Below are 20,785 nucleotides of genomic sequence, written 5' to 3' on the forward strand. Positions count from 1 at the left end.
TATGACGCAACCCAAGGATTCACTCCAGTATCAAATTGAAAAAAAGCTAATCGGCATTGTCGGTTGGTCTTTGACGCTTATGGCCCTCGCAGTCTTGGTCATTGCCGTCGTCAGTTTGTACATCTACCGCGTGAACAAACTTGATCACGTCCAGGATCTGGTTCAAACAAAAATCAGCACAGAGATTTCTGGAACATTACGTGAAGCTTCGGCATTGGCCGGATCTTCCTTGTTATGGACTGCTCTGACTGATTCAGTTGGGCGTGAAGCCTACCTCGAGCCGCTTTTACTGAAAATCAATCAAAGTGCCATTCACAAAATTGAATTACTGGACTACAAAGGTCGACCCGTTGTGGATAGTCGATCCATTGACCTTAACAAAGCAGGTCTCCAGCAACTCATTAACAAAACAGTCAAAACCAATCAAGCCCAGTACTTCGTTGAAAAAGGTCAAAATGACCAAACAGCGCTTTATACGACACTGGTTGTCAATGCCCCGTTTGCTGACACGCCGCTTGGTTTTCTACTGATTAGTTTTGATCTGAACAAACTCATCACGGGCATGGGATTACCCACCGATGTATTTGTTCACCTAGGCACACCCGATTCACCCTCAAGCCCCACTCGTAAAGGCTTTTGGATACAACATGTTTACAGCAACTTTATCGTACCAGCCGGTAACCAGAGACTTGCCCTGCACGTAACGGTCGAACAATCTGCCGTCTACTCCCAACTCATCATCGTTTTCGGTTTTTTGCTGATGGTGACAGCGGGCTGGCTACTGTTGCAGCGTTTAAAAAAATGGTCACTCAGCTTTGCACGCTCCACCACCCTCAGACTCAATTCCCTGCTGGATCGCGCACGTGAGATTGTCGCGGGCAAAGAGGTTACGATTGTCAATGATGGCTACGATGACGAAATCTCTAACCTGTTTCAGTCGCTGCAACAAATACTCAGTGCACAACAATCTCTCAATCAACAATTATTGACCTTCTCGCGAATTTTTGATCACGCAGCTGAGGCCATCATGGTGACGGATATGAACGGCCACATCATTGATGTCAATCCAGCCCTGCTTAAAATGACAGGGCATCGCAAAGAGGATTTGCTGGGTCAACAGTCGGGCATGCTCTACAGAGATATTCACAACACGGCCATGACTGAAGGATCTGCCCAAAGCGTGATCGCCAAGAGTATTGATCGTTATGGCGAATGGCGAGGCGAGACTTATTTTAAGGGGGCCCGCGGCCAGCTCATCCCTGTCATGCTGTCAGCCTCCAGGTTGCGTGCTGAAAATGGTAAAGATCTGGGTAACGTGGCGCTTTTTTCGGATATCAGCAAGATTAAAGACGCTGAAAATCAATTACGTGAACTGAGTTATAACGATCAGCTCACTGGTCTGCCAAATTATCGTTCCTTTGTCGATCACATCACGCCTCTCTTTTCTCATCCCGACAAAGACTTTTCCTGCGCGCTGATCTTCATCGATCTCGACAATCTGAAGATCATCAATGACAAGTTCGGACACGAGGAAGGTGATCTTGCAATCATCAAGCTGAGCGAACACTTGCGCGCATCGTTACCTGAGGGAACATTCTTGTGTCGTCGCTCTGGAGACGAGTTTATCGCCCTGATTCAGAACACACAAAAAATACCCCACCTAGTTCGTGATCTGCGACAAATGTCGCACGCGTTCACGCTCGATGCGGGAATCAGTGAACCCCGACTGATTCAGACAAGTTTTAGCGCCGGGGCCGCCATGTACCCAGTCGATGCACAGGATCTCAACGGCATCTTGACCGCTGCGGATATGGCCCTACGTCTGGCCAAGCAGATCGGGCGTTCACAACTCGTCTGGTACAGTAAAAATATTCAGGCCAAAGCCCAAAGACTGAATACGGTTCATGAAAAACTCACCTACGCACTCAAGCGCGGCCTCATCATCCCCCACTACCAACCTTGTGTCGATCTCGTCACGGGGCGCATTATCGGCTTTGAAGCGCTCGCCCGATGGAGTGATGCCGAGCTTGGACCGATCTCGCCCGAGGAATTCATTGCGATCGCCGAACAAACCAATTTAATCAACGAAATCACCGTGGCCATTCTCGAAAAAGTGATCGAGGACAAGAAATCAATCAGATCCATCTTCAAAGATGTGACAATCGCAGTCAATATTTCGCCACATTTTTTTGTTAAACGCGAAATTACAAACTTCTTCTCGAACAAACTTGAAAATGACGAAGATTCACTCGAAGGGATCGTACTCGAACTCACCGAATCAGACCTCTCGCACAACACCCAAACAATCCAGTTACATCTTCAACTACAGACGCTGATAGGAATGGGCTTAAGGTTAGCGATTGATGATTTTGGTAAAGGCTACTCTTCTCTTTCAAGACTGGGAAATTTGCCTTTTCATAAGCTCAAAATCGATCGCTCTTTTGTGCGTGACATCGAAGAAAAAGCAAACCAGAAAATCATTAAAAGCATCATCGCCTTGGGGACTTCTCTCGGGCTAGAGACGATCGCAGAGGGTGTAGAGACGATGACTCAACGCGAAGAGCTGCTTAAAAACGGATGCGAAATTGCGCAGGGTTTTCTGTATGCACGAGCCATGCCCCTAGTTGAAATCCTCAAGCTACCTCAGTTTATTGAACCCAAAGAAGAAGATATCTAACCCTCTATCGTCCGGCTTCGTACGCAGTTGCGCCCGTAATGTTTAGCCTCATACAACGCATTATCAGCTGCCCTGAACATCTGTTTAAGCTCTGCGCCCTTCAATTGGCTACTTAACGCGATACCAATACTAACTGTGATCGGCACAGTGAGCTGCGTGCCGTCCCGATGAATAATGACAGGCTTTTGCTGCGTCACACGGCGGATTTTTTCAGCAACGATTTCAGCGCCTTGTTGATCGGTACGACTCAATACAGCGATAAACTCCTCCCCCCCAAAACGTGCCAGCATGTCAGAAGATCTGATCTGAGAGGCCCAACGATGCGTGACCTCCTTGAGGACCTCATCGCCGACGTCATGCCCCCAAGTGTCGTTGACATGCTTGAAATGATCCAAATCAAGCATCAACATTGCAAAGGGGGCATCCGAATATTCCGGTTGACGCTCCAACTCTTCGAGAAACTGATCCAAGCCCCTTCGATTAGCCAGACTAGTCAGATGGTCAAGGTTTAGATCAGTACGCAGCGCATGATTCATCTGCTCCAAGGACTCACGCTGTTTGCGCTCACGTTCAAACCGCTCAGAAATCTGGATTGCTTTAGTGATATCGCTAAATAGTGCGGTGTAGTGAAGCACTTGACCCCACTGATCACGATAGGGAATGATTGTCGCATTGACCCAAATGGGTTCACCACTTTTGGTTTTATTACGAAAAGTACCCTTCCAGATATCTCCCTTCGTAATAGTCTCCCAAAGCGTGCGATAAAAATCCATGGACTGGGTGCCGCTACTGAAGATTCGGTGATTTTGACCGATCACCTCGTCTAGCGTGTATCCCGTAACCGTCAGAAATGGTTCATTGGCCTCAACGATGGAGCCCTCGAGATCGGAGCGGGTCATCATCACGTGCGCAGTAATGCCTCGCAAGAGATTGCTCGAATACGTCACCGCCTTTTCGTAGCGGCGATACCAAATATAAATCAGCCAGAACAATACAGAGAACAGCACCGTCAAACCCGAGGCGAGTTGTCGTAGATCTTTCTCCTCCTCGCGCAACGGTCCACTCAATGCATCGCGATTGGTGATCGTGACGAATATTTTGGGGTGCTGGCTAGTCGCCCGATACACCACCAAATATTGATCACTCTCACCAAAATAAAAATGACCGATTTGTCTGGATTCGATTCGCTTGAGTAAGTCCGCACTCAGCCGTTGATGATCGATCTTCTGGGTGTCATGAGAAAATAAGATCTCCCCATTGAAGCCCATCAAGGCGATTTCAGTGGCTTCGTTATGGCCAATGCGTTCCCAGAGGTTTTCAAATAAGCCTATGTTGATCGTGGCCATTAGTAAATATGGCACATTATTTTTTTTAAAAGGTAAAGAAGCAAACATCAAACTTTGTGTTTTTGATGGGCGTTGCCCCGCAAGATCGGATAGATCGCGGTAGGGTTGAACAGCATGCAACTGAGGAACAGGCACTTCGATTTCAGCCGCTTGTGCAACAGTTTGACCGAGCATCGAGACCGGCACACTCAAACCAATATTTTCGGGATTCGAACTTGCAATGACTTTTGCATCTTTGTCGAGCAACGACACACTGCGAACTGAGAGATCATCTGCTATCAATTTTCCTAGCTCGTGTGAGTCAAGCTGAGACAAGTTGATCGGCATCAATTGAGCCAATGCCTGAACAGACAAAAGACTATTGAAAACACCTGCAACCGAGCGTTCGATATGATCGTCAAGCACGATTGCTTCCGTTACCGTCGTGCGAATCAAATTTCGCTCAAACGCGGTAGTCGCCCGGTGATCGGCAAAGAAATAAAAGCCCCATAACAAGACTATGAGCGTGAACCAACCCAGCAAGAACAGCTTTCTAGCAACACGCGGGCTCAGCGCTAGCGTCTGGTTGGGTTCCAACGATTAATCCTTGACGAGTATTGGCAGCAAATTGTTTCGCTTGGCCGCACGCTCAAGAGTACCGTTTGACTTCGCCTGTGCCAGGAAGGTATTGATCTCGGCGAGCCATTTCTTTTCGTCCTTTTTCACAGCATAGGCATAGTCTGTCAGTTCCCACGGTTGCGAGGGAGCAATCACACGGGCCCAGTCGGTATTAAGCAGCATGCGCTGACTGTAAGGAAAATCAGTCGCAAAGGCATCCGCCCGGCCAAGCTCGACTTCCTTTTCACGCTCACCCGGCGCCGTGGTGACCTTCAAGGTTGCTTGCTTGAGTTTGTTGGCGAGAAAGTTTTCCATCAAGGTGCCTTTTTGCACGGCGATCACTATCCCTGCCTGATCGACATCCTCAATTTTATTCAGCGCCTTATTGGAACGGGTGGTGACGAACATAATGTCGCTTCGCAAATAAGGCGCAGAGAAATCAACCCTCTTTTGACGATCAGGTGTGATGCCCACACCCATCATTGCGATTTGGCAGACACCCGACTCAACATCGTGCATCACCTTGGCAAAATTTGTCAGTACATACTTGAGCTTGACCTTCAGATGAGCGGCCAAGGCCTCAGACATATCGATATCGATTCCTTGCAGGCTACGTGTCTTGGGATTTTGATAGCTGATACCGAAATACTCCGGCCAAATGCAAACCTTTAATTCACCTGATTTTTGGATATCAGATAAAACATCGGCATGTGCCTGACCGAACAGACACGCTCCCATCAGCAGCGAAGACGCCAAACCTTTCAGAATCATTTTCATATAAGAGTCAGGTGTTGATGATCAGTCCAGGCGCAGGTCGCTGGTGTAGACGGTTAAACGATCTTTAATCGCCAAACCTTTTAAAAGCTTGCTCTCGGCGATCGATAGGAGTTTGAGTTTGTGAGATTCAAATTGCTGGAGCGGGTCAATTTGGAGCGTGTCAGGATCGATATCCTCCAGAGCCTCAAAGGTGAAGTGACACTGAACGTGGCGACCGTCGACTTTCGCTAAAAACATCACACCATCGTCTTCGGCCTTCACAGCAGGTCCGATAAATTCGATTTTCATGCTCCCTTCCTCAGAAATGAGTATTTTTAAACTTTTGTTGTGCGACATTTTGACTAGCCAGCACAAAAACGCCTATTAACCCAGGCATCAATAAGAACACTAAATAAAACTGAGAAGATTGTAACTAAGTTAATACCCGCGGTATTTTATGAAAAAAGTTATAACGGTTTTACTTAAGACAAAGGACGTGTTTGTCGGAATTGAATCGATTTAATCTAAAATCCCGCTTTGAGAGAAATACACACCTTAACTCCCTTGATAACAATGATAACGACTACATTCCGCAGACAAATCGCCCTGTTGCTTTTGACGCTCACCTCCACAATAGGTTCCTACGCGCAATCTCCTGCCCCGGCGCCCATTCAAAATCAAGCGCCCACACAAACGTCCCCCGTGCAAGCCATGACGCCTGCACAACTGCACGATATGGCGTTGCTCCTGACCGGCAAGGAACCTGCGACTGGTTTACCCAGCCCGATACGCGATAACTTGAAATGGAAAATCTACACAAAAGAAGTTGAAAATAACTGGGCGGAATACACCAAAAAAATTGGTGTGCCGATGATGGACTGGGCCAAGCAAAACATTGGCATCGCAACAGAGACCGTTTTCTATCCTTTTTCGGGACCGGACTTCACCACCGTTTACCAACTGTTTCCCGAGGCTAAACGCTACGTCATGGTGGCCATGCAGCATGCGGGCAAACCAATGGATCTCGGAGCGTACTCCCCACTGATTACAGATCAAAGCCTCGAACAACTCACTTCAGCTTGGCAGCTTTATGGCACGCATGGCTTTTTTGTGACGTCCTATCTTGAGCGTTATTACTACGCAAGCAAAGGGAAAATTGGCGCAAGCACCTTCCTCGCGATTTTCCTGAAGCTGCAAGGCTTTGACATTGAGCGGGTCACCCCAATCAAAGTTGGACAAAATGGCGAAATCGAAGAGCTGCCTCAGAACACTCCACTCTGGAACTCGGTGCGTTTCAATGCCACTAAGAATGGCCGCCCGATTATCCTGGACTATCTCAGAATTGACCTCTCCAACGAAGGTTTGCAAGCTGCGCCTGATCACCTCAAGTTCATCCAGCAGATTTCAGCGAACCCCACCCTTTTCAAAGCAGCATCGCACCTTCCACAAAACACCAATTTCAATCTAATTGCCCGTGCAGTGTTAGACAACGCGCCTTTTGTTGTTCAAGATGAAACCGGAATCAACTACACGGCTTTGAGCAAAAACTTTGACACGGCACTCTTTGGAAAATTTGTCATTGCCCATCACGCTTTTCTGAACTACCACGGCGATCTGGTCCAGGCTTACGCACAACGTAAGGATGTCCAACCTTTAAACTTTCGCGTGGGCTACTACAAAGATGGTAACTATGTGCTGATGGTGGCGCGACGCAAGTAGCCAGAATGCACTAGCGAGGAAATGCCAGCGTAAAGCTGGTATTTTTTTGATCAGAACGCACGCGCACGGAACCACCATGCGCAACCATCAGCGATTGTGTGATGGCTAAACCGAGGCCTGTGCCACTATGCGCAGGATGTGGTCGGGATTTTTCGGTTCTAAAAAAACGATCAAACAAGCGCGGCATATCCAGAGGATCGATGGGCGAGCCTTGGTTCATGACCGATAGCTCAATCACATCGGACAAGCACTCGATTTTGACAGAGACCTGCGACTCCGTACGCGCATGACGCAGCGCGTTGGAAAGAAGATTGCCAATCGCGCGCTGAATCATCAGACGATCACCGGCTATGGTTGCCTCGCCGGACAACGACAGCCCGACACCAGCTTCTTCCGCAACGGCTTCATAGAAATCAAAGAGCGCCCGGACCTCTCGCCCAAGATCAACTGACTCGCGATTCGGTAACTCAAGTCCGTGCTCAGTTTTAGCTAGATAGAGCATATCTGACACCATACGCGCCAAACGCTGAAACTCTTCTGCATTCGAAGCCAAAATGTCGCGATACGCCTCGACATCCCGATCGCGCGTCAGCGTCACCTGCGTCTGCGTCAACAGGTTAGTGATGGGCGTACGCAACTCGTGCGCCAGGTCGCTAGAAAACTCCGAGAGTCGCTCAAAGTCTTTCTCCAGCCGCTCGAGCATCAAATTCAAGCCTTGGCCGAGTTCAGCCAATTCGACTGAACTGTCCGTTGTCGGCATGCGGACATTCAACTGACGTGAATCAATTTCACGCACGCGCTCATGCATCACGCGCAGCGGCGCCAAACCGCGTCGTGCAGCCCACCACCCTAAGCAGCCACTCAGAAGCGTAGCGAACAATAAATATCCGGCAAGCGTGATGTGCAATTGCGTCATAAAGTGAGTATGGTGATGCGTATCCAATGCCAAGAGCAAAGATTCACCGTTTGCCAGCGAAACTTTGATGCCACGCAATGCCAAATTGCCAGTCTGCCAGTCAAAGGGCTGATCGCCTCGGATATTGGCTTTCTGCAGAGGTGAGAAATCCACACCATTCACCTTCAACGCATGCGACTGACCGGGATCCAGGCCGATATACAAACCCTCATGACTGTCCATTTGCTGGGCGAGTAAGCGCTGAGTCATGCTGGCATCGGATGTCTGGGAAAGTGAGCTTTGCAGAAGACTCGCCTTGCCCTGCAAATACGCTAAATCAAGGTCGACAAAATGTGAATAAGTTGCTCGCGCCACCATCACGCCCAGTCCGCAAAGAACGAGAGCGGAAATCAGCGCATACAAAATCGTCAAGCGTGAAACGAGTGTCAAACGTCTCAGCATGAAGATCCCTTGTTTGCCTCAAGGACATAACCCATGCCTCGCACCGTCTGGATCAGGCGAACATCGAAACCCTCATCGACCTTGGCGCGCAATCGGCGCATCGCCACCTCGATCACATTAGTGTCGCTGTCAAAATTCATATCCCATACAAGCGAAGCAATGAGCGATCGGGGTAAAACCTCGCCCTGTCGGCGCACGAGCAACTCGAGCAAGCCAAATTCCTTTGGGGTGAGGTCGATTCTGCGTCCTCCACGCGTGACGCGACGTCGCAACAGATCTACCTCAAGATCTGCAACCTGCAACGTGGCATTCTCGACAGAGGCGGGTCCGCGTCGCAACACATTGCGCACGCGGGCTAACAACTCCGCGAATGAAAACGGTTTCACAAGATAATCAGCCGCCCCCAGCTCGAGGCCTCGAACACGTTCTTCAACTTGGTCTTTCGCAGTCAGGAATATGACTGGTGTATTGATCCCTGCCTGCGTCAAGGCCTGAAGAATGCCCCAACCATCCATACGCGGAAGCATGACATCCAGAATAATCAAATCCTGGTCACCCTCAATCCCGAGATGCAAACCATCCAGACCATCCTGGACAAGATCCACGGTAAAGCCCGCTTCGCGCAAGCCTTGGCGAAGGTAATCACCCGTTTTAGGCTCATCTTCGACGATCAAAATCTTCAAGCCCGACGACTCCTCAATGCCGTTACATGTAGAGCAAGACTCTCGCCCCCCAATTCTTCAGTGACTATAACTGAGCACCCGGTCCAGATAACCCCTTCCAGCTGAAAAATAACAATTTTGTAATGTAGCAGTCACCAAAGAATTGCCAGCCAACCGCTACAGTCACACATACCCTCTGGATCCTGCGTGGCACAAGCAAAGATGCGCTTAAAAATTCTCCTCTTTCCAAATCTAACGGCATGCGTCGCAAAGCCTGAAAAGCTCACGAGGCTGAAAACATTCTCGATACTCGTCGCGATCACAGCGGCAATCGCAAATCCGGATTTTGCCCATGCGCAAGCTCAGGCTCCGCTTCAAAATGATGCCCGTCAGTGGCGCAATGCAAATTCAGATATCGGCCGCTACACCCGAGGACATATCGATCTGCTCAAGGCAGAGCGCGGAAAAATCGCGGTCGATCCAAATTTAGCACTCAAGACGTACAAAGAAGATCCGGCAGCTCCGGTCCTATCCGAGCAGGCTGCCCGCAAAGCTGTTCTGACACTGCACGCCGATCTTCTCTCCGGTCTTGCGATTAGTGGCCCGGAAAAATTCGCCAGGGATTCTCAGCTATTAAACGTTCTACAGACTACTCAAAAACTCTGGATTGAAGCGGTCGCCGCCAAAGAGCAGCTGAAGATTCAACAACGCATCGCTGACGCTTCGAGCGTCTCGCTTGAGCTCGCCAGACGCATGGAAAAGGTGGGCAACTGGGGCCGCAACCGACTCGTGGATATCGAGATCACTTATCAGACTTCCCGTAACCAACTATTGCTCGCCGAACAAGCCGCATTAAATGCTCGACAAAAACTGTTCTCACAAATCGGATCGGAACAATGGCGTTTACCTGACGAGTTGCCTAAACCGCTCAGCGCGGACGCCCTCTCCGAACTATTGACGCCTTTTGAGCAGCAACTTTCCGAATTGCTTGCCCGTCATCCACAATACAGTCTAGTGGAGAAAGAGGCTCAATATTATGAGCGCATCGTGGGTCCCGGCATGCTCGAACAATGGAACCATCAGCTTGACTCAATTCTGAGTGAAAGCACGAGTTGGACGGCCAGAATCCCGACACTCGATCGCACCAAAATACTTTGGAATCATGATCTGGACAAAGCCATCAAAGCACGCGCCGAAGCGCTGCGTATGCACATCAAAACTAAATCTGATCTCCAGCAAGCGCGCGCCCATTTGCGCGCGGCCCACACACAAGCTACTGACATTTTTCACAAGTTGCAGCAGCTCTTTGCGAATGCTGAGGATGAGGCACTGATGCGTTACAACGGCATGTTCATCAGCACGTGGGATTTGATTGCAAAAGCCCAAGCAAAAATGCAGTCCGAACTCGCCGTATCACAAGCCAAGCAATCATTCTGGATCGCCTTGGCAGATATGCGCGCCTTTCTGGCTGGCGCACCCTATGCAGGCCCAGGGAGCAATATTGGCGGTCCGGAAAGCAACACATCCCCAGGCAAAGGCCATTAGAAATCATGGAACGTAGAGACTTTATTCATCAAGCCCTGCTGGGTCTGGCCGGCACCGTCACCGCCACGACAGTTGGAAAACATGCGCTTGCGAGCGTGCCTGAACCGATTTACCAACCCAGCGCAGCGACCGCCCCACCTTGGCGCGGACCAGAAACCGAGGGATCTGAAGCGCGCTACCGCCCTGTCGTCACACTCAACGGTTGGACACTTCCTTATCGAATGAACGAGGGTGTCAAAGAGTTCCACCTTGTCGCTGAGCCCGTCGTCAGGGAAATGTCGCCGGGCTTTAAGGTCAACATGTGGGGCTATAACGGACAAAGCCCGGGTCCCACGATCGAAGTTGTCGAAGGCGATCGGGTCCGTATTTTTGTCACCAACCGTTTACCCGAAAAAACCACGATTCACTGGCACGGTCAGAGGCTTCCGAATGGCATGGATGGCGTTAGTGGTTTGAATCAGCCCCCTATTCCAGTGGGCAAAACCTTTGTGTATGAATTTGTCGCCAAACGGCCGGGGACATTTATGTATCACCCCCATGCCGATGAGATGACACAAATGGCCATGGGGATGATGGGCTTTTGGGTCACGCACCCCAAAGCGCCACATCCGCTCATTAATGAAGTCGATCGCGACTATTGCATTCTGCTCAATGCCTTTGATGTTGAGCCTGGCAGCAAAACGCCCAAAGTCAACACCATGCTCGACTTCAATATCTGGGCTTTCAACAGCAGAGTGTACCCAGGCCTGTCTCCAATGGTGGCAAAACTTGGCGACCGCGTGCGCATCAGGATTGGCAACCTGACCATGACAAACCACCCTTTCCATGTGCACGGGATAGAGTTTGAAGTCACGGGGACAGACGGGGGGCCTGTCCCAGTGACAGCCCGCTGGCCGGAAGTGACCGCCGATATCGCGGTGGGCCAAATGCGTCAGATCGAATTTATCGCCGATGAACCAGGCGACTGGGCTGTGCATTGTCACAAAAGTCACCACACTATGGGCGCGATGGGTCACGACGTTCCCACCATGATTGGCATCAACCATCAAGGCTTAGTCGGCCGTCTGCAAAAAGTAGTACCGGACTACATGGTGATGGGTGAGCGCGGTATGTACGATATGAAAGAGATGGAAATGGAGCTTCCGCCCAACACGATTCCCATGATGACAGGCACGGGGCCTTATGGCCCAATCGGCATGGGCGGAATGTTCACGACACTCAAAGTGCGCGAAGATCTCAAACCCGATGACTACTCAGACCCGGGCTGGTACAAACAGCCCGCTGGCACGCAAGCATATGAATACAAAGGTCCGACGCCTCCAGTCACGAGAGGCAATCCCCCGCAGTCGGGCTCTTCATCACCCGGCATGCAGCCCTCTGTTTCTTCACCCGACCCAAACAATGCCCAGGTGCGCAAACCCAATCCATCCGGAAACGGCACACACAAACACTGATTCATCTCGCTTATCGAGGCTTAACATCATGATAAAAATCTTCGCTCCACTCCTCATCGGCCTATCTGTTTCATCCATCACGCTTCCCGCACTGGCTCATCAGGCCGGCCACAAGGGCCATCACGCCATGCCGAAAGAGCAAAAAGAATGGGGCATCGGAGGCGATGCGCAAGCTGTCACGCGTACGATCGAAATCACTATGCTCGACACCATGCGTTTTGTTCCTGACCAGATTACAGTCAAGCAAGGCGAGACTGTGCGACTGACCGTCAAAAACGTCGGTAAAGTCATGCATGAATTGGTGATTGGCACCAAACAAGAACTCGACACACATGCTGAAATGATGAAAAAACACCCGAACATGGAACATGATGAGCCTTATATGGCACACGTTTCTCCCGGCAAAAGTGCTGACATCATCTGGAACTTTAATCGCGCAGGTCAATTCGATTTTGCTTGCCTGTTACCCGGTCATTATGAAGCGGGCATGGTAGGCAAGATCACCGTTCTTGCAGGAGCTCAAAAATGAACGTCAATGAATCGATAATTAAATTGTCCTTTTTCCTCGGCGCGCTGGCTGTCAGTGGCAGTGCATTTGCTCAAGCAATGGCGGAGGGAGTCGTCAGGCGTATCGATTTGGACAATAACAAAATCACCATTCGACATGGTGAAATTAAAGCGCTCGACATGCCTCCGATGACAATGGTGTTTGTGGCGAAACAACCCGCTGAACTCAAAAAAGTCGCTCCCGGGGACACGATAATGTTTGAGGCGTTTGAAGCAAATGGTCAATATTCCGTGGGGAAAATACAGAAAAAATAAATTTCCCCCACGCTACTCAGACAGTCACGACTGGATCGAGTCGGGATCATCGAGAAAGGACTGAGCCCGTAGCGTCACAACTAAAGTGTCACGCCAGCCATTTTGTCCATCGGGCTGGATCGGTGTTGTTTCGTGAATCACGCGCTCGTCATCAAGTATCAACACAGACCATGGCTCTGTCAATGTAAAGCGCTGTCCGAAAGGCGTCGCCATGTCGAACACCCGAGTCTCTCCGCCTTTAATGTGATGGCGCCCGACCAAAAACACTGCGACGAGGTGCACACCATCGCGGTGCGCACCCTCGGGAGTAGGACGACCGATGCCATCTGCCGTATCTATTCGAAACTGATGCGCCTCGGCGAACCAAGTCTGCTCACCATACAATTCGCTCGCCACGCGACCGAGAAAACGCAGCAAAGCCTGCCAGGCAGATGACTGCGAAACTTGCGTCTCTACAGGCTCAAACCAGCGATGCATGCCTCCATGCAAAGCGTTATATGAGAGCGGTTGCCAGTGCGCACGATGTGCGACAGTTGAAATCTGCTCGCCATGGATGATGTAGCTGCTGTGACGCCGGTAACGATAACGACCACCATCTTTGAGATATTCGTCCGGCGCCAAATTCGTCCAAGTCTGCTCGAGAGAATCCAATGCATCCAAGCTCGCGCCGCTGAGCTGCGCCACACTCTGAGGGCTCAAGACAGCAAAACCCTGTTTTTTAATTGTTTCGGTGAGCGCAGATGCCGCAGTGAGCGGCGGTTGTAATGTTTGAATGGACATTTTACTCTCGGTCAAGAGAGCCTAGTTGTCTGAACCGGGCTCTTGGGGGGTGGGCGCCGGGGTGTCAAAACACATTTTTTCACCATCCCAACGCTGACCACACCAGCATACCCCTTCCTCGTTAATGATACAGGTCCCTGACCCGCAACACCTATGATCTTCTTGCATCATTTTTCCAATATATTGATTTGAATCAACGCCGTCTGGCAGGCTGACCCAGCGAAGCAGTGTGTCGATCACCTGCATTCATCTCTGCAGGACGCCGGGAGGCATGTTTCGTTACGCGTCCGGTTACCCGGACACGCCACATCTTATAAGAAGAATACTTTAGATGTGCTCGCATCAGAGCCTTGACTGCAGACTCGTTGAGTCCGAACTGACGCTTGATCGCCTCAAAGGGCGTACGATCTTCCCACGCCATCTCGATGATTCTTGAGATTTCGCTCTGTGTCTGCGTAGTCATTCTCTTGCCCCAGCGCTTGAAGCGCTAACGTATCCAATACAGGCTTGAAGTCTTCCGCGGCCAACTCCAAATCGAGTAGGAAATCGATTTCGCCGGGACGACCAAGCAACTTCACGAGTGGTACGGACTTCAAAAATTCATTCTTAATGTGCTCGTATTCGGCTTCAAGCCAAGCCGTCACATGGCCATTCTCGCTGGGCTCAGCAGGTGGCAAATCAGAACCGCCAAAAATCGAAACAACATCCCAAACACTCAAACCCGTTAAATCTCCATCAAAACGATGACCACCGCGAGGTCCGCGGTTCGATTTCAACAATTGGCGAGTACGCAAACCTTTCAGCAAATTCTCTACATAGGAGACCGACAAGTCGAGATGTCGGGCAAGGTCTTGTGTAGTCAGAGCCTCACCGTTAGGCAACCCGGCGAGCAGTACGACAAGGCTCAGAGCATGCTTGGATTCGTTGGCGCTCATAATGCATCCTTTATCATTTGACGAGTAGGTTTGAAACAATAATATACGTTAATTTCTATTCATTTCCTGTTCATTTTAATAAAAAACTATTTAAATAAGATAAAAATATGCTGTAATCTATTCAATATCTATTCAATTATTCAAATTTCGTCTCGTTCATGACATCAGACTCAAAAAAGCATCATTACCGAATCGGTGCAATCTCCAAACTCGCAGGCATTCCTGTACCGACGCTTCGTGTCTGGGAATCTCGTTACGCCGCCTTTACTCCAGTCAAAACCGAGGGGCAGCACAGGCTCTATGGCGAGGAGGATCTGCTGCGCGCGACGCTCATCAAACAACTTTGCGACGAAGGCCATGCGATCAGCACGATCGCAAACCTCAACGCACAGGCCTTGAGCCAACTCCACAACAAACATCGACTAGTCAATCCCCCAGAGACGATCCTGCAGCGCGCTCAAACGGTCAAAATCGCTGTTATTGGTCTGGGGCTGGCAGGGCGTGTTGAAGCGAAAGGTTTTGCGCTCAATTTGCCCGACAAGGGCATTGAGGTGGTCCATATCTTTAATGACCTGGAAAGTGCCAAAACAGGCGATTTTGAGCATCCTGCCGAGATTCTCCTGATCAAGGTCAATACACTGCATGAAATCGTCCTGCGCGATATTGAAACCATTGCAAATAAAAATCGCGCAACCAACCAAAACCTCAACACGCAGATCATCGTGCTATATAACTACGGACGAGAGCACGTTGCACATACGATGCGCGCGGCTGGCATGCTTGTTCGACGAGAGCCCATCACCGACTTTGATCTCGCGGAACTGATCAGCTCCGTGCTGATGGTGGATGCCAAGCACTCCCTTCGCGATGTCACACCAGGCGCGATGATTCCGGCTCGAAAATATTCCGATGAGACACTCAGCAGAGTCGCGGGCATCTCAACCAATGTATTGTGCGAGTGCCCTCGCCACGTTGCGGAGATCATCACACAACTTGCAAGCTTTGAGCAGTACAGTCAAGAATGTCTGAATAAAAGTGCCGAGGATTCACAACTGCACGCTTACCTGACTGCCGTGTCTGGATCGGCCCGGGCCTTGTTTGAACATGCACTGGAAAAAGTCGCGCAACATGAGGGAATTGAATTATGAATGTATTGGGAACTGAACTCATCGCCTGCTCCTACGACCCGCTAACAGGCTATTTCAGGGACGGCTGTTGCAATACTCAAGCAGATGATGTGGGCTCCCACGTCATTTGCGCAAAAATGACTCAGGAGTTTCTTGAGTTTTCTAAACAGCGTGGCAACGATTTGACGACGCCGATGCCCCACTATCGCTTTCCGGGCCTCAAGCCGGGAGATCGTTGGTGTCTTTGCGCGCTCAGATGGAAAGAGGCCTTCGAGGCCGGCGTGGCGCCACAGGTCTTTCTAGAGTCCACACACAAACGCGCGCTGGATTTCGTTTCTCTAGAATGGTTGCAGTCTTGTGCAGCGCCAAGCCGAACATAGCGTTTTGATTTTCGTTCGATTACTTTGCTTGTGAGTCCTTGACTAGCGACATAAACCGGTCAAAGATCGCACCGAGCTGTTCGTTCTCCTCAGCGCCCGCGATAAGTGCATCAACGTCCTTGCCCTCGGCTAGAAACCAATCGCGATTTTTTTCAAGAAACTGACAGATTTGAGTGCGATCCATTTCCGGATGGGGTTGAATCCCCCAAACTGGACCATGCTTCCATTTCCAAATCTGATTGCCACAATCACCATTGCGGGCCAAGATCAGCATATCGGGGTGATCAGCCTTGATTTCATCTCCATGCCAATGAAAAGTCCGAACAAGTTTAGGAAAGTCTTTGGTCAAAGGATCGTTTTTGGCAGCCTCTGTAAATTCAACCTCCGAATACCCTGTATTCCGTGATCCGCGTTTAAACACTTGATCACGCCCCATCAGGGCCGAGGCCAGCAGCTGACTCCCAAAGCACAAGCCCAGCATCGGCACCTGTGCATGAGCCAGTTGACGCACCGAGTCATGGGCTCGATCCACCCACTCTTCCTGGTCGTAGGCCCCCGCCACGCTTGCACCGACGAAGACGCCAGAGAAATCTGTCGTTTCAGGAAACTCGCCTACATTCGTTCGGAATTCCACCAAAGGCAAGCCGCTATTACGAATGGCGCGATCAAAGCGAGTCGCAGGTTGTTGGATATGCCAGTTGTTAAGATAGGCGAAAGGCTTCATGCCAAAGTGCTCCGGAAATCTATGATCGGGTATGGAAAGACTGCGCCTGAATCATAGCGCGGTTGATACCCGCCCTCAGAGCCTTGTCATGAATTTGCAATCTGCATGGTTTATAAATTTATTCACGGTTATTTGAATAGATTGCTAAATACATGCAAATGAGGAATCAAAAATGAAAGTCGGAATCAACGGAATGGGTCGAATCGGGCGCCTGGCCCTGCGCGCAGCCTTTGGAGCTGCTCATCGCCCGGACGACGATCCACGCCGCAGCAACCGACTCGAGGTAGTCCACCTGAATGAACTCAAGGGTGGCATTGCTGCAACTGCCCACTTACTCACGTTTGACTCTGTACAAGGCCGCTGGAGAGAGCTGATCGAAGTCGAAGCAGACGATACCATTCGCGTAGGTCAACACCGCGTTTCATTCTCGTCTCACGCCAACCCGGGCGACATCCCCTGGAGCGACCTGGGTGTCGAGGTCGTTTTGGAATGCACGGGTAAGTTTCTGACACCAGAAAGTATCCAGGGACATTTCGATAGAGGCGCCAAGCGCGTGATTGTGGCCGCCCCTGTCAAAGTCGGGGAGGTGCTCAATGTCGTGGTGGGTGTTAATGAACACTTATACGATCCAGCTGTGAACAAAATCGTGACGGCTGCGTCCTGCACGACAAACTGTCTGGCACCCGTTGTCAAAGTAATCCATGAAAGCATTGGCATTCGTCACGGTCAGATTACGACTATTCATGACCCCACCAATACCAATCTTGTCGTGGATGCACCGCACAAAGACCTGCGTCGTGCGCGCAGCGCCATGCAAAGCCTGGCCCCGACCACCACAGGCAGCGCCACGGCCATTACTCTGATCTATCCCGATCTAAAGGGCAAGCTGAACGGTCACGCAGTCCGCGCTCCCGTCCTGAACGCCTCCCTGACGGATTGCGTGTTTGAACTCAAGCGCGAAACAAGCGTCGAAGAGGTCAATAATCTGTTCATCAAAGCTGCAACAGGTGCTCTAGCGGGCATTTTGGGCGTTGAAACACGCCCTCTGGTCAGTGCCGATTTTGCAGGAGATACGCGCAGCTCTATTATTGATGCACCCTCAACAATGGTAACGGACGGCACCTTGCTGAAAGTCTACGCTTGGTATGACAATGAAATGGGTTATGCCTGCCGGATGATCGATCTTGCTTGCCACATGCGAGCACGAGGTATTTAAGTCGATGTCTACACATGCCGCCCGCAATTACGCCATCGTAACCTCCGCCTATTGGGGGTTCACACTCACCGATGGCGCGTTGCGTATGTTGGTTCTACTTCATTTTTATCGGCTTGGTTATTCGCCCTTCACGCTTGCATTTCTGTTTTTGCTGTACGAAGCCGCGGGGGTTGTTGCTAACCTGCTCGGCGGCTGGCTCGCCACACGATTTGGTATTTCACGAATGCTGATGGTGGGTCTGATCACTCAAATCGCAGGGTTTTTATTGCTTTCAGCCCTGTCGCCAGCTTGGACGGCTACGATGTCGGTCGCTTGGGTCGTATTGGCTCAGGGGGTTTGCGGAGTGGCCAAAGACCTCACCAAGACCGCAAGCAAGTCCGCCATCAAGATCACAGCGGGACAAGCCTCCGGTCAATTATTCAAGTGGGTGGCGTGGTTCACTGGCAGTAAAAACGCCATGAAAGGGGTCGGCTTCTTTTTGGGCGGACTCCTATTGGATCAGCTTGGCTTCCAAGGTGCGTTGTGGGTGATGGCTGGACTCTTGGCACTGATACTTTTGGGTGTCGTGACCGCACTGCCCCCCATGATGGGTAAAAGTAAAGCTTCAAAATCTGCCAAAGAGCTTTTTGCGAAAAATCGGGGCATCAATCTATTGGCTGCCGCCCGTGTTGTTCTTTTCGGAGCTCGCGACGTATGGTTTGTCGTGGGCGTTCCGGTGTTTCTCTATGCATCGGGCTGGACCTTCACGATGGTGGGTGGTTTTCTTGCAGCCTGGACAATTGGTTATGGCTTTGTACAGGCCATTGCACCTTCCTTGGTCCGTCGCAGCGACGATGGTTTGAGTCAGGAAGTCCCCGCCGCGCGACTCTGGTCTGCGATCCTTGTGGGTGTCACCGTCGCACTTTGCATGCTGGTTTGGCTGGATGTCAGCCACTTGGAATGGATCGTGGTCGCAGGCTTAGGGGTGTTTGGCTTTGCCTTTGCAGTGAACTCCTCTGTCCACTCGTATTTGATTCTGGCTTACGCAGGCTCAGAAAAAGCCGCCGAGGACGTTGGCTTTTACTATGCCGCCAACGCCTTGGGGCGCTTTATAGGCACCCTGCTATCAGGTTTACTCTATCAATGGGGCGGCCTGCTGTATGCGCTCGCTGGCTCGGCACTCATGTTGATCATTTGCTGGCTGGTAACGTTGGCGCTGCCGCTTGCGCGTGCTGATTCAAAAACAACGTAAAGTAACCATGCTTGCCCAAACGCTCTAGCCTTTCTAAAAGCGGTTTCGGCATGTAGTCAAGATCAGATGTGCGGATGGCCACATAAGCCGGCGTCGTTTCCAGTCTCTTCAGCAGACCCTCAGGTGTTTTTTCGATCTGTGCAGTGCCCTGGCTGTAAAAGGCAGCGGAAAACGGACGATGTCCCAGATAGATCAAGGGCAAACCTTGAGGCTGCCGGGATCGGTAGTCCTGGATCAGAGTCTTGGCTGCGAGATCATTGCTGCGTCCAGTAAACGGCATGCTGACATTGAAACCCACCGCCAACAGCATTGTGATCGACAGACCCAACGCGAGATTCGTGCGCACAAGGGATTGATTCGCACGGGTGGTGAGCCAGCCACCAGTCAATAGAGCCAAGGCGGGCAATCCTGGCATCACATAGGGCCAAATAATGTTGCCCGCCATGGTGAAAAAGACAGCAGGCATGAAAGCCCAAAGAAGCAAATAATTACGCCAGGATGCAGGGGTCGCGTCATCGACGGGCGTTGTGTGCGTGACCTCGGCGCGGGCACCCCGTGTTTGCCAAGCCAAAATAGGGAACAGAATTGTCCAGGGCAACACATCGGCCATCATGAATAACCAAATCGTGCCATAGGGATAGTTATGGGCTGTGCCGTACAGGTCACCCTCCCATCCGGGCTTCACAAAGCGGTAAAAATGCTCGCCAACGATGAAATAATTCAGAAAGCCAGGCGAACGTAACTCGGCAATCACATACCAGGGTAAAGCAATGGCCAAGGTGACCAAGAAACCTCTTACCCAAGGCAAGTCGCGCCAGATCGTACGCAAATTACCAGATACCAAGGCCCAAATTCCGCATGGTAGCCCGGTGAGCACCACCCCAACAGGGCCCTTGGCCAGCAAGGCGATCCCCAAACCAATAAAAAGCAACCATCTTTCAGAGCCGCGTCTGGAGAGATCGCCATGCAAACCGTTCCAGAAGCCGCGCATCGCCAATGTCGTACCAATCACCAAGGCCATGTCCATCATCACCATGCCCGAGGCGACAAAGAACATCACTGAGCCAAGCAACAGCGCAACCGCATAGGTGGCACCCGTTGGGCCGCTACGCGGTCGCATCCCCCAGAGAATCCAGAGCACCACCATGCCCGCCAGCCAGTGGGGAAAACGCGCGGCGAACTCATTGATGCCGAAGATCTTGAAGCTAATGGCCGACATCCAGAACGCCAGAGGCGGCTTGCCCCAAAATGGCACATCGTAAGTAAACCAAGGTGTGACCCAGTCATTGAGCTCAACCATGATGCGCGAAATCTCGCCATAGCGCGCCTCGGTCGTATCCATGAGAGGCGAAAAGCCAAGCAACGCCAGTCGCACACATGCCGCCGCAACAATGAACCACAAAAAATTTCGATATGTCATAGCCAAAAAGGGAAAAACATCAGATCTGACGAAACCA

At 50.9% G+C, this 20,785-nt stretch carries 20 protein-coding genes; 10 read left to right on the plus strand and 10 right to left on the minus strand.

Annotated elements, in window-relative coordinates:
* Window position 1: 1 nt before the first annotated feature.
* A complete protein-coding gene (locus QWY27_RS13275) occupies window positions 2–2,677 on the plus strand; it encodes a putative bifunctional diguanylate cyclase/phosphodiesterase (RefSeq protein WP_290198871.1) in 2,676 nt (891 codons plus the stop codon).
* On the opposite strand, the gene QWY27_RS13280 is transcribed toward QWY27_RS13275, so the two are convergent.
* From QWY27_RS13280 to QWY27_RS13290, 3 genes are read right to left on the minus strand one after another with little or no spacing between them, the layout of a single operon-like run.
* Window positions 2,674–4,599: a sensor domain-containing diguanylate cyclase gene (locus tag QWY27_RS13280; RefSeq protein ID WP_290198872.1), complete on the minus strand. Its 1,926-nt coding sequence runs from the start codon at window positions 4,597–4,599 to the stop codon at window positions 2,674–2,676. The genes QWY27_RS13275 and QWY27_RS13280 overlap by 4 nt on opposite strands.
* Window positions 4,600–4,602: 3 nt before the next feature.
* Window positions 4,603–5,397, minus strand: coding sequence for a substrate-binding periplasmic protein (locus QWY27_RS13285; RefSeq protein WP_290198873.1), 795 nt, complete (start codon window positions 5,395–5,397; stop codon window positions 4,603–4,605).
* Window positions 5,398–5,418: 21 nt separating this feature from the next.
* Window positions 5,419–5,685 (minus strand): DUF1488 family protein, encoded by a 267-nt coding sequence (locus QWY27_RS13290; protein ID WP_290198874.1) that lies wholly within the window; start codon window positions 5,683–5,685, stop codon window positions 5,419–5,421.
* 264 nt (window positions 5,686–5,949) lie between these two features.
* On the opposite strand from QWY27_RS13290, the gene QWY27_RS13295 reads away from it, so the two are divergent.
* On the plus strand, window positions 5,950–7,095 hold the full coding sequence (locus QWY27_RS13295; RefSeq protein WP_290198875.1) for a hypothetical protein: 1,146 nt from the start codon (window positions 5,950–5,952) through the stop codon (window positions 7,093–7,095).
* A 10-nt stretch (window positions 7,096–7,105) separates the two neighbouring features.
* Here QWY27_RS13295 and QWY27_RS13300 read toward each other — a convergent pair whose 3' ends face one another.
* A complete protein-coding gene (locus tag QWY27_RS13300) occupies window positions 7,106–8,452 on the minus strand; it encodes a heavy metal sensor histidine kinase (protein WP_290198876.1) in 1,347 nt (448 codons plus the stop codon).
* Window positions 8,446–9,135 carry a heavy metal response regulator transcription factor gene (locus tag QWY27_RS13305; protein WP_290198877.1) on the minus strand — a complete coding sequence of 230 codons (690 nt, stop codon included), beginning with the start codon at window positions 9,133–9,135 and terminating at the stop codon, window positions 8,446–8,448. The genes QWY27_RS13300 and QWY27_RS13305 overlap by 7 nt, the downstream gene beginning before the upstream one ends.
* Before the next feature lie 186 nt (window positions 9,136–9,321).
* Between QWY27_RS13305 and QWY27_RS13310 the strand changes: the two genes are divergently transcribed.
* From QWY27_RS13310 to QWY27_RS13325, 4 genes are read left to right on the plus strand one after another with little or no spacing between them, the layout of a single operon-like run.
* Window positions 9,322–10,659 carry a TolC family protein gene (locus QWY27_RS13310; protein WP_290198878.1) on the plus strand — a complete coding sequence of 446 codons (1,338 nt, stop codon included), beginning with the start codon at window positions 9,322–9,324 and terminating at the stop codon, window positions 10,657–10,659.
* 5 nt (window positions 10,660–10,664) lie between these two features.
* Window positions 10,665–12,113 (plus strand): multicopper oxidase family protein, encoded by a 1,449-nt coding sequence (locus tag QWY27_RS13315; protein WP_290198879.1) that lies wholly within the window; start codon window positions 10,665–10,667, stop codon window positions 12,111–12,113.
* Window positions 12,114–12,141: 28 nt separating this feature from the next.
* Window positions 12,142–12,642, plus strand: a complete 501-nt coding sequence (locus QWY27_RS13320; protein ID WP_353958777.1) for a cupredoxin domain-containing protein — start codon at window positions 12,142–12,144, stop codon at window positions 12,640–12,642.
* Complete coding sequence (locus QWY27_RS13325) at window positions 12,639–12,935, plus strand: copper-binding protein (protein ID WP_290198880.1); 297 nt, start codon at window positions 12,639–12,641, stop codon at window positions 12,933–12,935. Before QWY27_RS13320 ends, QWY27_RS13325 begins: the two co-directional genes overlap by 4 nt.
* Before the next feature lie 24 nt (window positions 12,936–12,959).
* On the opposite strand, the gene QWY27_RS13330 is transcribed toward QWY27_RS13325, so the two are convergent.
* The 3 genes from QWY27_RS13330 to QWY27_RS13340 form a co-directional block, all read right to left on the minus strand.
* Window positions 12,960–13,715 (minus strand): 2OG-Fe dioxygenase family protein, encoded by a 756-nt coding sequence (locus QWY27_RS13330; protein WP_290198881.1) that lies wholly within the window; start codon window positions 13,713–13,715, stop codon window positions 12,960–12,962.
* Window positions 13,716–13,908: 193 nt separating this feature from the next.
* Window positions 13,909–14,136, minus strand: a complete 228-nt coding sequence (locus QWY27_RS13335) for a TIGR03643 family protein (protein ID WP_290198883.1) — start codon at window positions 14,134–14,136, stop codon at window positions 13,909–13,911.
* Window positions 14,108–14,650, minus strand: a complete 543-nt coding sequence (locus QWY27_RS13340; protein WP_290198884.1) for an RrF2 family transcriptional regulator — start codon at window positions 14,648–14,650, stop codon at window positions 14,108–14,110. Before QWY27_RS13340 ends, QWY27_RS13335 begins: the two co-directional genes overlap by 29 nt.
* 158 nt (window positions 14,651–14,808) lie before the next feature.
* Between QWY27_RS13340 and QWY27_RS13345 the strand changes: the two genes are divergently transcribed.
* Entirely contained in the window at window positions 14,809–15,798 is a 990-nt protein-coding gene (locus tag QWY27_RS13345; RefSeq protein WP_290198885.1) for a MerR family transcriptional regulator, read from the plus strand.
* The gene (locus QWY27_RS13350; RefSeq protein ID WP_290198886.1) at window positions 15,795–16,157 is read left to right on the plus strand and encodes a DUF2237 family protein; all 363 of its coding nucleotides are present in this window, start codon (window positions 15,795–15,797) and stop codon (window positions 16,155–16,157) included. The genes QWY27_RS13345 and QWY27_RS13350 overlap by 4 nt, the downstream gene beginning before the upstream one ends.
* Before the next feature lie 19 nt (window positions 16,158–16,176).
* Here the strand turns inward: QWY27_RS13350 and QWY27_RS13355 are convergent, their stop codons facing one another.
* Window positions 16,177–16,881 carry a type 1 glutamine amidotransferase gene (locus tag QWY27_RS13355; protein WP_290198887.1) on the minus strand — a complete coding sequence of 235 codons (705 nt, stop codon included), beginning with the start codon at window positions 16,879–16,881 and terminating at the stop codon, window positions 16,177–16,179.
* A 172-nt stretch (window positions 16,882–17,053) separates the two neighbouring features.
* On the opposite strand from QWY27_RS13355, the gene QWY27_RS13360 reads away from it, so the two are divergent.
* Together QWY27_RS13360 and arsJ are read left to right on the plus strand one after the other, a co-directional pair.
* Window positions 17,054–18,097, plus strand: a complete 1,044-nt coding sequence (locus QWY27_RS13360) for an ArsJ-associated glyceraldehyde-3-phosphate dehydrogenase (protein ID WP_290198888.1) — start codon at window positions 17,054–17,056, stop codon at window positions 18,095–18,097.
* 4 nt (window positions 18,098–18,101) lie between these two features.
* Complete coding sequence (gene arsJ / locus QWY27_RS13365) at window positions 18,102–19,328, plus strand: organoarsenical effux MFS transporter ArsJ (RefSeq protein WP_290198889.1); 1,227 nt, start codon at window positions 18,102–18,104, stop codon at window positions 19,326–19,328.
* On the opposite strand, the gene QWY27_RS13370 is transcribed toward arsJ, so the two are convergent.
* Entirely contained in the window at window positions 19,267–20,748 is a 1,482-nt protein-coding gene (locus QWY27_RS13370; RefSeq protein ID WP_290198891.1) for an ArnT family glycosyltransferase, read from the minus strand. The two genes, arsJ and QWY27_RS13370, sit on opposite strands and share 62 nt — an antisense overlap.
* Between the last annotated feature and the right edge of the window lie 37 nt (window positions 20,749–20,785).

It is taken from the genome of Zwartia vadi (genome assembly GCF_030410375.1).
GTDB classification, from domain to species: Bacteria; Pseudomonadota; Gammaproteobacteria; order Burkholderiales; family Burkholderiaceae_B; genus Zwartia; species Zwartia vadi.